Raw genomic sequence first — 10,713 nt, 5'->3', positions numbered from 1 at the left:
GTCGGGTCGGGTGACGGGTCTGTCCGCCGCCCGGCCCTGCCGGATCAGTCGGCGGCCACCACCACCAGCGCCGGCCGCAGCAGGCGCTCGTTGAGCAGGTAGCCCAGGCTCATCAGGAATTCGCCGGTGATCTCGCCGCCGGTGAAGCGGAACGTCTTCTTGAACAGCTTCACCCAGTCGGCCTTGCTGCGCGGGTGGTGCGCATCCAGCCACGCCGCGAAGCTGCCATGGCTGGCCCGCAACTGCTGGATCACCTGCGCGTTGTGGATCGCCGCCCGTACCTTCAGCCGGTTGCGGATGATGCCTGCGTCCGACAGCAGGCGCTCGATGTCCTGCTCGGCATACGCCGCCACGCGGTCGACATCGAAGCCGTCGTAGGCCGCGCGGAAGCCCTCGCGCTTCTTCAGGATCGTTTCCCAGCTCAGGCCGGCCTGGTTGATTTCCAGCACCAGCCGCTCGAACAGCTCGCGCTCGTCACGCTGCGGGAAGCCGTACTCGTTGGAGTGGTAATAGTCGTGCACCGGATGGCCCGGGGCGATGAGGCAGTAGCCGCTCATGGGGAAGGCTCGTTGGAATCGGATTCGGATTCGGGATCGATGGCCACCGCAGGGTGCCCGCCGATGGACAGCATCGGCCAGCGCGGTGGAATGAGCGTGAGTCTGCCGTCACGCAGGGCCTGGTTGATCGTCTCGGCCTGGCCGCTGACGGTGCCGAACAGCGCACCGGCCCGGCGCCACTGCGAATCCTTGCCACGTGCGTACAGTACGCAGTCCGGTCCACGGTGGGTGTTCAGCTCGCACAGCAGCACCTCGCCGGTACCATCGCCGTCCAGGTCGCGATGCACGATCAGGCAGTCGCGCTCGCTCTGGGCGCAGGATTCGCCATTGATCGATCGGGTGGCCAGAGCTTTCCACCAGTCGTCCGGTGGAGAACTGGATCCCTTGGCCAGCTTCAGCGCGCGCTGAAGCGCGGCGACGTCCTGCGGCCCCTTGTCGAGGCGATGGCCGTCGTCCCAGCGTGAGGTGCGTGCCAGTGCTGCAGCGATCACCTGTGGCGCGTTGGCATCAGCGGTGATGGCCGGATCGCGCTGCAGTTCGCGCAGCGCCTGCACGCCACGGCGCCCCAGATCGAAGCGCAGCACGTTGACGTCGCTGCTGGTGATCGCCGGCGGGTCCGCGCGCAGCCGCTCCAGTTGGCTGGACAGGGTCAGCCGCACCGGGTCCAGCAGGGGCGAGTTGCCCAGCAGGGCCAGTGCCAGCACCGCCCAGCACATCCAGCGGTTGACCGGCTCCAGCATCTGCAGCCAGCGGCGCTGCCGGCGCAGCACCGCCAGCGCGTAGCCCACGGCATAGCCGGCCGTGGCCAATGCGACGAGTACCGCCCAGAAGCGATCCAGGGTCCAGCCGTACTGCGCCACGCGCAGGCCCAATGCATACAGTGCCAGCGCGGCGTAAACCGGCAGTGTCAGCAGGCTGGCTTCGACCAGCCTGCGCAGCACCAGAGGGTAGGAGACGCTGTCTTCCCCCTGCTGGTAGACCGCATTGGTGAACGTCACCAGCAGCAGCGACACCACCACCAGCAGGCTGGCGGCCGAACGGGTCTTCCACAGCGGTTCCAGCCCGGTAAGCGGCAGGCTCAGCACGAACAATACGGCGATGAACGACAGCAGCGGCAGCAGCCCGCGGCAGATCGCGAACAGCACCTGGCGGGTGATCTGGATCGCACGGTGCTGGGTGCGCCCGATCAGCACGCCGAACCCGGCCAGGCTGCCGGTGGCCAGTGCGATGAAAGCGTCCTGCCGGAACAGGTCGCGGAAGACATTCACGTCCAGCAGTTGGAACAGCGCTGCCCACAGCCACAGCAGCAGCCAGGTCAGCCCGGTGAACAGCGCCGCCAAAGCGAGGGTCAAACCGTTCTGCCAGGCGCGCTCGAACAACTCGGGGTAGCTGGCGCGCCAGTGCCCATGCTGCAGCTGGAACTGCCACCAGGGCAGGGCCACGAACACCGCCACGCCCATGCCCAGGGTCAACGGAAACTGCAGCGCGCCCGACTCCAGTGCGGTCTCGCCATTGAGGTTCCAGCCGATCCAGGCGGCCAGCGCCAGCACCACCGCCGAGCCGAGCACGGCCTGCAGCCACAGTCGGCGCTGGCCCAGCTCGACCAGGCTCAGCGCCACCGCGCTGGGAATGGCCAGCACCCAGGCGTACCAGCAGTAGCGCCAGCCGATATCGCGGAACGGCCAGGCATCGGACAGCTCCTGCGCGGCATACAGCATCAGGCCCTGCAGCAGGGCAAGCAGGACGATGGCGCTGCGTGCCGGCAGGGTCAGGGGCGAAGAAGACGGCATCAATGACCTTCCGTGGCAAAGCACCATCCTAGCCCATCGTGGTTCGGCGCCATCGCGCGACCATCCCGCCCCCAGCAGGTAGAATGGGCCCATGCCTGTAATGCCGACCTCCCTTGCCGATCACCTGCTCGTCGCGCTGCCGTCGCTGCTCGACGCGACCTTTGCCCGCAGCGTCGCGCTGATCTGCCAGCACGACGAGAACGGGGCGATGGGCGTGCTGGTCAACCAGCCTTCCGAATACACGCTGGGTGAAGTGCTCGCGCAGATGGACATCACCACCGGTGATGGCGACCTGCAGGCGCGCATGGTGCTCAATGGCGGCCCGGTGCATCCCGAGCGCGGCTTCGTCATCCATGACGACGCGCGCGCGTGGGATTCCAGCCTGACCGTGGGCCACGGCCTGTACCTGACCACCTCGCGCGACATCCTCGAAGCGATGGCGCGCGGCGAAGGCCCGGCCAATGCCGTGGTCACCCTCGGCTGTGCCGGTTGGGGTGCAGGGCAGCTGGAAACCGAGCTGTCCGAGAACAGCTGGCTGACCGTGCCGGCCGATGCCGAGCTGGTTTTCCAGCTGCCGCTGGAGCAGCGCTGGCAGGGGGCGGCTTCGCGCATCGGCGTGGATCTGTTCCGGCTGACCGACTACAGCGGCCATGTCTGAGCCGGCCGCGCCCGCACCGGTTCCTGCAGCCCCGGCGATCCGCCGTGACGGCACCGTTCTGGGTTTCGATGTTGGCTCGCGACGCATCGGCGTGGCCATCGGCAGCGCTTTCGCCGCCCATGCGCGCGCGGTGGCCGTGGTCGATGTGCACGGCAACGGCCCGGACTGGACCGCGATCGAACGCCTGCTCAAGGAATGGAAGCCCGACGGCCTGGTGGTCGGCGACCCGCTGACCCTGGACGGCCAGGACCAGCCCAACCGCAAGCGCGCGCAGGGCTTCGCCCGCCAGCTGCGGGAACGCTTCAAGCTGCCGGTGGCGATGATCGACGAGCGTTCCAGCTCGGTCGAGGCTGCCCGCCGTTTCGCCGTCGAGCGCGCCGAAGGGCGCAAGCGTCGTCGTGATGCGGCCGCCCTCGACGCCGTGGCCGCGGCGGTGATCATCGACCGCTGGCTGTCGTCCCCCGACGACGCCACCCCCATTCCCTGACTGCACGACTCCCGCCATGACTGCCCAGCAAATCGATGCCTCCGGACGCCTGCGCCACCTGCTGACCCTGGAGGGCCTGCCGCGCGAAACCCTGCTGCAGTTGCTCGATCGGGCAGGGCAGATCCGCGACGCCGCAGTCGGCCGTGTCGGCAACAAGCGCCACGTGCTGGCCGGTTCGGCGGTGTGCACGCTGTTCTTCGAGCCGTCCACGCGCACCCGCAGCTCGTTCCAGCTGGCCGCGCAGCGCCTCGGGGCCGATGTGCTGAACTTCGATGCCTCGACCTCGTCCACGCGCAAGGGCGAAACCGCCTGCGACACGCTGCGCAACCTGGAAGCGATGGGCGTGCGCGGCTTCGTGGTGCGCCACCCCGATGACGGCGCCGTGGCCGCGCTGGCCGACGCCGCGGGCGAGGGCACCGCGCTGATCAATGCCGGCGACGGCCGCAGCTCGCACCCGACCCAGGGCCTGCTCGACATGCTGACCCTGCGCCAGGCCAAGGGCCCGGATTTCTCGAAGCTCAAAGTGGTGATCGTCGGCGACGTGAAGCACTCGCGCGTGGCCCGCACCGACCTGCATGCGCTGCGCACGCTGGGCGTGGGCGAGATCCGCGTGTGCGGCCCGCAGTCGCTGCTGCCGGATGACGAGACCCTGAAGGGTTGCGTGGTCGGCGATGATTTCGACGCGATGCTGGAAGGCGTCGACGCGCTGATGATGCTGCGCCTGCAGCGCGAGCGCATGGAAGAAGGCCTGGTGCCGTCGCTGGAGCAGTACCACGCGCAGTACGGCCTGACCCGCGAGCGCCTGGCGCGTGCCGGCAAGGACGCTGCGGTACTGCACCCGGGGCCGATCAACCGCGGCGTGGAAGTGACCGACGACGTGGCCGATGGCCCGCAATCGTGGGTGCTGCGCCAGGTCGCCAACGGCGTCGCGGTGCGCATGGCCGTGCTGGAAACCTTGCTGGGCTGACCACTTTGGTGGGTGCCGACCGTTGGTCGGCACTGAACCATCAGTGCGGTGAAGTGCGGGCCTGGCCATTGAATGGTTTCGGGCCTACCTGTATTGACGTGTTGCCCGATAGAAGAGAGATACCGGCAGGCGCACGCTTGGGCCCATGAACCGCGCACGCCTACGCCTTGGCCGCCATTCCCGGATCGGGCAATCCTACATCCTGACCACCGTCACCCAGGAACGTCGACGCTACTTCGATGATGCCACTGCGGCACAGGAGGTGATGGATGTGTTCCGTCGCATTGATGATGATGGCCTGACGCACTCACTTGCCTATGTGGTCATGCCGGACCACATCCATTGGCTTGTGGAGATCCGTGCGTTCTCGCTGGACTACATCATGCAACGCTTCAAATCGAGCAGTGCATTGCGGATCAACCGCATGCTGGGCAAGACAGGACCATTTTGGCAATCGAGCTATCACGATCACGCCATTCGTTCTGAAGAATCACTGTTTCGCCATGCGATGTACATCGTCGCCAACCCGGTCAGGGCGAACTTGGCGAGCTGCGCGGGAGAGTATCCGTATGCCTGGTGCCGATGGGAGATTGATGGGAGGTACCAAGCAGTGGATTACCCCGAAGCGGAGAGATAGTGCCGACCAACGGTCGGCACCCACCCATACCCGCCGACCAACGGTAGGTATCCACCAACAGATGTTTCCCAGCAGAAGCCGCGGTTCAGCGCTTCTGCGCGAACAGCCATGCCCACATTGCCGGGTCCGCGTAGGTGGCGTCCCAGGCATTGTGGTTGCCCTCCGGGTACTCGGTGTAGCGCACGTCGCGTGCAGCGGCGCTTTGGAAGGCGGCGTGCAGCTTGCGGTCGTCGTCCGGCGGCACCACGTCATCCAGCGCACCATGGAAGATCCAGATCGGTGTGTGCCGAAGCCGCTTGGCGATCACGGCATACGGATCGGATTCCTGGGCCACCTGTTCGACGAACAGGGTCGGACGCACCGCGCGCGGCGCCAGCACCGCGCCGCATACCGGCACGATCGCGGCGAAGCGCCCGGGTTGATCCAGCGCGATGTTCCAGCTGCCATAGCCGCCCATCGACATCCCGGTCAGGTACTGCCGCGAGGGATCGGCACCGAACTCGGCGATGGTGGCGTCCAGGGCGGCCAGCGCAACGCGGTTGTTGCGCCCGCTCCATTCCTGGCGGCCCGGCACCTGCGGGAATACGGCCAACGCGGGGAAGTCGGCCGCGTGCCTGCGCAGGTGCGGCCCCAGCCCGGCATGGGTCTGCTTGACGCCGTCGCCGCCACGCTCGCCGGATCCGTGCAGGAACAGCACCACCGGCAGCGCGCCAGGCGTGCGCGCCGCGGTTGCCGGAATGAACACCTGGTAATAGGCGGTGCGGCCATCCACTTTCACCGCACGCGATTCAAAGCGGCCACGTGCGCTGTCCGGGTGCGAGGCGCAGCCGGCCATCATCAGGATCGCCAGCATTGGCAGCCAGCGCATCATCGTACGGACCATCGACGTTCCAGGAGCGGTGGGTTCAGCCGCATCCTAGTCCGCCGCAGGTCAACGCGGCATCTTGCGCCGCATCACTGCGGGCGCGGGAAGCTGGCAATGATGTCCAGCTGTTCCTGGGCTTCGGCATTGCCGCTGGCGGCCGCGGCCTGCACCTGTGCCATGTCCGGATGCAGCACCACCAGCAACGGGTTTTCGCAGACCGGACAGGCGTACTCGGTGGCGTCCTCGTCCAGCTCCATCTCCATGGCACGCGAGCTGCCCTTCCATTCGCAGGCCGGGCAGGTGTGCTGCTGGTCGCGCCAGCCGGGCTGGAAATAGTTTTCGATCGTGGTGGCCATGAGGGTCCAGTTGGAATCGGGTCAGAGCCCCGCGCTGCGGGGATCCGACCCTGGGTATTGGTGTGGGTCGGAGCTCCGCGTTGCGGGGATCCGGCCCGGCAGGGATCAGTGCAGCAGCACCAGCGTGGCCAGGCCGAGGAAGGTGAAGAAGCCCATCGAGTCGGTCACGGCAGTCAGGAAGATGCCACTGGCCAGCGCCGGGTCGAAGCCGAAGCGTTTCAGGGTCAGCGGCACCAGTACGCCGGCCAGCGCCGCAAACAGCAGATTGCAGGTCAGCGCGATGGCGATCACCGCCGACAGCCCGGGCGAGTGGAACCAGGCCAGCACGATCAGCCCCAGGATCGAGCCGAGCAGCAGGCCGTTGAGCGCGGCCACCCGCACTTCCTTCCACAGCAGCGTGCGCGCGTTGGAGGCGCCCACCTGGCCCAACGCCAGGCCGCGCACCATCAGCGCCAGCACCTGGGTACCGGCGTTACCGCCGAGGCCGGCGACGATCGGCATCAGCACCGCCAGCGCCACCAGCTTGTCGATGGTGCCTTCGAAGTGGCCGACCACGCTGGAGGCCAGGAAGGCCGTGCACAGGTTGATCGACAGCCACATCAGGCGGCGGCGCATGGCGCGCCAGACCGGGCTGAACAGGTCCTCGTCCTCATCCAGGCCGGCGGCGCCCAGCGCCTGGTGCTCGGCCTGGCCGCGGATGATGTCGACCACGTCATCGATGGTGATGCGGCCAACGAGGATGTTGTTCTCGTCCACCACCGGTGCGGAGATCCAGTCATGGTCGGAGAACTGCCGTGCCACTTCCTGGTCGCTCTCGCCGACGTCGATGGCCGGCTGCTCGTCGTCGATCAGGCGGTTGATCGGGGTGGTGTCCTCGTGGGTCACCAGTGCCGCCAGCGACACCCGGCCGAGATACTGGTGCCGCCGGCTGACCACGAACAGGTGGTCGGTGTGGTCAGGCAATTCGCCGCGCAGGCGCAGGTAGCGCAGCACCACGTCGACGTTGACGTCGGCGCGCACGGTCACCACGTCCGGGTTCATCAGGCGGCCGGCGCTGTCCTCGGGATAGGACAGCACCTGTTCAAGCCGCTCGCGGTTCTCGCGGTCCATCGACTTGAGGACTTCATCGATGACCGTATCCGGCAGGTCTTCGACCAGGTCGGCCAGATCGTCGATGTCCAGGTCTTCGACCGCGGCGATGATCTCGTCCGGGTCCATGTCCGCGAGCAGGCTTTCGCGCACGTCCTCGCCGACGTGGACCAGCACCTCGCCGTCGTCTTCAGGATCGACCAGGCCCCACACCACCTCGCGCTTGCCCGGCGGCAGTGATTCAAGCAGGTTGCCGATCTCGGCCGGGGCCAGGGTGTTGACCAGGCGACGTACCGGGCCCAGCCGGCCGCTGTCCAGTGCATCGGACAGCATCCGCAGTTGGCGCGCAGTCTTGTCGTGGCGTACAGCTTCAGCCATCGCAGCTCCCGCGGGATAAGAAAAGCCGCGATCCCGGCAAGGATGCGGCAACAGGGGTGTTCAGCGCGTCATTATCGCAAGGCGATGTTTCACCGGATACCCCGGCGGCAACGAGACGGGGTCAGATCCCTTTTCCCGCGGGAAAGGGATCTGACCCCAGGCGTGCATGCCCGGCGAGCGGGTGGTGTCAGGGCGTATCCGCCACCAGCGCCAGCCAGCGTTCGATGGCGCGGCGGTCGCGCGCGGCCAGCAACTTTGTGGCACGGGCGCGCAGCGCACCCAGATCGGCTTCGCGTATCGCGCGGCGTACCTCCAGCAACGTACCCGGATGCAGGCTGAACTCGCTCAGGCCCAGCGCCAGCAGCAGCGGGGTCATCCGGGCATCACCGGCCATCTCGCCGCAGACCGCCACCGGGATGCGGTGACGCGCGCCGGTCTCGATCACCATCTGCAGCAGCCGCAGCACGGCCGGGTGCAGCGGTGAATACAACTCGCCCAGCGCCTCGTTGTTGCGGTCGGCAGCCAGCAGGTACTGCACCAGATCGTTGGTGCCGATCGACAGGAAATCGACCAGGTCGATGAAGCTCTCCAGCGCCAGCGCAGCGGCGGGGACTTCGATCATCGCGCCCAGCGGTACATGGTCGGACACCATGTGCCCTTCGCCGCGCAGCTGTTCGGTCAGTTTGAGCATGCGCCGGCGCACGGCCAGCAGTTCCTCGCGGGTGCTGACCATCGGCACCAGTACGCGCAGCTTGCCGTATGCAGACGCGCGCAGGATCGCGCGCAGCTGGGTGTCGGCCACTTTCGGCCGTGCCAGCGACAGGCGCACCCCGCGCAGGCCGAGTGCAGGGTTCTCTTCGTTGCTCAGGGTCAGGCCGGTACGGTCGGCCTTGTCCGCGCCCAGGTCCAGCGTGCGTATGGTGACCGGCCGCCCGCTCATGCCCAGCGCGGCATCGCGGTAGGTCTGGAACTGCTCTTCTTCGTCCGGCAGCTCATTGCGCTGCAGGAACAGGAATTCGGTGCGGTACAGGCCGAGCCCCTGCGCGCCCAGTGCATGCGCCTGGGTCACGTCTTCCAGCGATTCGGCATTGGCCAGCAGGGCAATGTCGACCTGGTCGCGGGTACGGCTGGGCTTGCTGCGCAGGCGGCCGAGCTCGCGCTGCTCGCGCGCATGTTCCTTCAGCCGGACGCGGTAGTCCCGCAGGTTGTCGGCCTGCGGGTTGACGGTGATGCTGCCGTCGGCGCCATCGATGATCAGCACATCGCCATCGGCGATGCGGCTGAGCAGCTGCGGCACGTTGACGATCAGGGGCAGGTGCAGGCTGCGCGCCAGGATCGCGCTGTGCGACAGCGCGCTGCCGGCGGCCGTGACGATGCCGACTACGCCCTGTGCCTGCAGCTGCGCCAGCTCGGAGGGCGCGATGTTGTCACAGACCAGGATCTCGCCGGCCAGGCCTTTCACTGCCGACGGCCGTTCGGGTTGCAGGAAGGCGTGGATGCGCCCGATCACATGGTCGAGATCGTCCATGCGGCTCTTCAGATAGGCATCGTCCATGCCATCGAAGACCTTGGCCAGGCGGTCGCGCTGCAGGCGCAAGGCATAGCCGGCGCTGTACGGGCCACTGCGGATCAGCTCGTCCAGGCCGTACAGCAGCTCGGGGTCGTCCAGCAGCAGCGCGTGCAGGTCGAGGAACTCGCCCACTTCCTGGTTCAGGGCGCCATGCAGGCGCTGGCGCAGCTCGTGCATTTCCGTACGCGCGGCATCCAGCGCCCGGTGCAGGCGCGCCAGTTCGGCCTCGACCTGGTGGGCGGCCACGCGCTGCTCGGCCACCTCCAGCGCATGCGGCAGTCGCACGCGTGCCCGGCCCATCGCCGTTCCTCGCGCGGCGCCGTGGCCGGCCAGCAGCTGTACCGGCCGTTGGCCGGAAGGGACCTGGCTGGCGCGTGCGCGCGGCACGCTCAGCTGTCCTCGTCGAAGCGGCGTTCGAACAGGCCGACCACCGCTTCCATCGCGGCGGCTTCGTCCTCGCCGTTGATGCGCACGGTGACCGGGGTGCCCTGGCCGGCGGCCAGCAGCATCACGCCCATGATGCTCTTGGCGTTGATCTCACGGCCCTTGGCGGCCATGGTCACGTTGCAGCGGAACGGCGCCAGGGTCTGCACCAGCTTGGCGGTGGCCCGGGCATGCAGGCCCAGGCGGTTGCTGACGGTGAGTTCTCGTTCAAGCATCGTCGACTATCGCTCCATTACGGGTACCCGCCGCGGCTGTGGCAGGCAGTTGATCCAGTCCCTGTTCCGGATAATTCATCACCCGCAGCAACATCGGCAGGCTCAGCGCCGATACCCGGCGAACCGGGGTCCCCAGCCGGGCCAGCTGCCCGGCAAGGTTGGCGGGGCTGGCGCCGTACAGGTCGGTCAGGATCAGCACGCCGTCACCTCCATCGACCCGCCGCAAAGCGGCCGAGGCGAGCGGGAGCAGGGCGTCCAGGTCTGCGTCGAACGGTACTTCGAAAGCTTCGGTTTTCAGCGGCAACTGCCGCAGGAGCCGGGTCGCCACGTCAAGCAGGGCGGTCCCGACCCCGGGATGTGTTACGAGGAGAATGCCACAGGTCATTACTGCACGTTAACAGGTCAAGGTGAATCGGCGATAGCAGCAGATGAGGGGTACTGTGTCCCGTATTCAGTGTTGCTCGGGTCGGGGCCCTTTTTCATTGAAAAAGGGATCCGACCCCATGCGTTTTTCGATGCCTGGCAGCGATTCATCCACGCATGGCGTGGATCTACCGTGTCGACCAAGGTCGACACCTACCAACAGCGCACGGAATCTGTCAGAGGCGGGGCGGTGTGGGTAGGCAGGACCGTTGGCGCCATGGATGGCGCCATCGAGCCCCCATGGACGGGTTCACGGCGTGTCCTGCCTACCCACACC

At 67.5% G+C, this 10,713-nt stretch carries 12 protein-coding genes; 4 read left to right on the top strand and 8 right to left on the bottom strand.

Going from position 1 to position 10,713, the window contains the following annotated elements; translation table 11 throughout:
- Window positions 1-44: 44 nt before the first annotated feature.
- On the bottom strand, window positions 45-557 hold the full coding sequence (locus tag ABGA94_RS18020; protein ID WP_375367874.1) for a DNA-3-methyladenine glycosylase I: 513 nt from the start codon (window positions 555-557) through the stop codon (window positions 45-47).
- Window positions 554-2,347 carry a DUF4153 domain-containing protein gene (locus ABGA94_RS18015; RefSeq protein ID WP_188218501.1) on the bottom strand — a complete coding sequence of 598 codons (1,794 nt, stop codon included), beginning with the start codon at window positions 2,345-2,347 and terminating at the stop codon, window positions 554-556. Before ABGA94_RS18015 ends, ABGA94_RS18020 begins: the two co-directional genes overlap by 4 nt.
- Window positions 2,348-2,438: 91 nt before the next feature.
- Between ABGA94_RS18015 and ABGA94_RS18010 the strand changes: the two genes are divergently transcribed.
- From ABGA94_RS18010 to ABGA94_RS17995, 4 genes are all read left to right on the top strand, one after another.
- A complete protein-coding gene (locus ABGA94_RS18010; protein WP_235649492.1) occupies window positions 2,439-3,005 on the top strand; it encodes a YqgE/AlgH family protein in 567 nt (188 codons plus the stop codon).
- On the top strand, window positions 2,998-3,492 hold the full coding sequence (gene ruvX, locus ABGA94_RS18005) for a Holliday junction resolvase RuvX (protein ID WP_079220887.1): 495 nt from the start codon (window positions 2,998-3,000) through the stop codon (window positions 3,490-3,492). Before ABGA94_RS18010 ends, ruvX begins: the two co-directional genes overlap by 8 nt.
- 16 nt (window positions 3,493-3,508) lie before the next feature.
- Window positions 3,509-4,459: an aspartate carbamoyltransferase catalytic subunit gene (locus ABGA94_RS18000; protein ID WP_049410639.1), complete on the top strand. Its 951-nt coding sequence runs from the start codon at window positions 3,509-3,511 to the stop codon at window positions 4,457-4,459.
- Window positions 4,460-4,604: 145 nt separating this feature from the next.
- Window positions 4,605-5,096: a transposase gene (locus tag ABGA94_RS17995; protein WP_375367873.1), complete on the top strand. Its 492-nt coding sequence runs from the start codon at window positions 4,605-4,607 to the stop codon at window positions 5,094-5,096.
- Window positions 5,097-5,181: 85 nt separating this feature from the next.
- Here ABGA94_RS17995 and ABGA94_RS17990 read toward each other — a convergent pair whose 3' ends face one another.
- From ABGA94_RS17990 to ABGA94_RS17965, 6 genes are all read right to left on the bottom strand, one after another.
- Window positions 5,182-5,979 carry a prolyl oligopeptidase family serine peptidase gene (locus ABGA94_RS17990; protein WP_375367872.1) on the bottom strand — a complete coding sequence of 266 codons (798 nt, stop codon included), beginning with the start codon at window positions 5,977-5,979 and terminating at the stop codon, window positions 5,182-5,184.
- A gap of 71 nt (window positions 5,980-6,050) precedes the next feature.
- Window positions 6,051-6,317 (bottom strand): hypothetical protein, encoded by a 267-nt coding sequence (locus tag ABGA94_RS17985; RefSeq protein WP_005415551.1) that lies wholly within the window; start codon window positions 6,315-6,317, stop codon window positions 6,051-6,053.
- Between the two features lie 105 nt (window positions 6,318-6,422).
- Window positions 6,423-7,784, bottom strand: coding sequence for a magnesium transporter (mgtE, locus tag ABGA94_RS17980; RefSeq protein ID WP_005415552.1), 1,362 nt, complete (start codon window positions 7,782-7,784; stop codon window positions 6,423-6,425).
- Window positions 7,785-7,971: 187 nt separating this feature from the next.
- The gene (gene ptsP / locus ABGA94_RS17975) at window positions 7,972-9,741 is read right to left on the bottom strand and encodes a phosphoenolpyruvate--protein phosphotransferase (RefSeq protein WP_188238747.1); all 1,770 of its coding nucleotides are present in this window, start codon (window positions 9,739-9,741) and stop codon (window positions 7,972-7,974) included.
- Window positions 9,742-9,743: 2 nt separating this feature from the next.
- Window positions 9,744-10,013, bottom strand: a complete 270-nt coding sequence (locus tag ABGA94_RS17970) for an HPr family phosphocarrier protein (protein WP_005408385.1) — start codon at window positions 10,011-10,013, stop codon at window positions 9,744-9,746.
- Window positions 10,006-10,398 (bottom strand): PTS sugar transporter subunit IIA, encoded by a 393-nt coding sequence (locus ABGA94_RS17965; RefSeq protein ID WP_005408386.1) that lies wholly within the window; start codon window positions 10,396-10,398, stop codon window positions 10,006-10,008. The genes ABGA94_RS17970 and ABGA94_RS17965 overlap by 8 nt, the downstream gene beginning before the upstream one ends.
- Between the last annotated feature and the right edge of the window lie 315 nt (window positions 10,399-10,713).

Origin of the sequence: Stenotrophomonas sp. 3diitr2024 (assembly GCF_042136455.1) — a bacterium.
GTDB lineage: Bacteria > Pseudomonadota > Gammaproteobacteria > Xanthomonadales > Xanthomonadaceae > Stenotrophomonas > Stenotrophomonas sepilia.
This window is presented reverse-complemented; position numbering and strand designations above follow the sequence as displayed.

What these genes read in the sequence shown, in the direction of transcription:
- ABGA94_RS17965 (WP_005408386.1), bottom strand. Translation starts at nt 10,398, where the DNA reads ATGACCTGTGGCATTCTCCTCGTAACACATCCCGGGGTCGGGACCGCC.
- ruvX (WP_079220887.1), top strand. Translation starts at nt 2,998, where the DNA reads ATGTCTGAGCCGGCCGCGCCCGCACCGGTTCCTGCAGCCCCGGCGATC.
- ABGA94_RS18010 (WP_235649492.1), top strand. Translation starts at nt 2,439, where the DNA reads ATGCCTGTAATGCCGACCTCCCTTGCCGATCACCTGCTCGTCGCGCTG.
- ABGA94_RS18015 (WP_188218501.1), bottom strand. Translation starts at nt 2,347, where the DNA reads ATGCCGTCTTCTTCGCCCCTGACCCTGCCGGCACGCAGCGCCATCGTC.
- ABGA94_RS18000 (WP_049410639.1), top strand. Translation starts at nt 3,509, where the DNA reads ATGACTGCCCAGCAAATCGATGCCTCCGGACGCCTGCGCCACCTGCTG.
- mgtE (WP_005415552.1), bottom strand. Translation starts at nt 7,784, where the DNA reads ATGGCTGAAGCTGTACGCCACGACAAGACTGCGCGCCAACTGCGGATG.
- ABGA94_RS17970 (WP_005408385.1), bottom strand. Translation starts at nt 10,013, where the DNA reads ATGCTTGAACGAGAACTCACCGTCAGCAACCGCCTGGGCCTGCATGCC.
- ABGA94_RS17985 (WP_005415551.1), bottom strand. Translation starts at nt 6,317, where the DNA reads ATGGCCACCACGATCGAAAACTATTTCCAGCCCGGCTGGCGCGACCAG.
- ABGA94_RS17995 (WP_375367873.1), top strand. Translation starts at nt 4,605, where the DNA reads ATGAACCGCGCACGCCTACGCCTTGGCCGCCATTCCCGGATCGGGCAA.
- ABGA94_RS17990 (WP_375367872.1), bottom strand. Translation starts at nt 5,979, where the DNA reads ATGGTCCGTACGATGATGCGCTGGCTGCCAATGCTGGCGATCCTGATG.
- ABGA94_RS18020 (WP_375367874.1), bottom strand. Translation starts at nt 557, where the DNA reads ATGAGCGGCTACTGCCTCATCGCCCCGGGCCATCCGGTGCACGACTAT.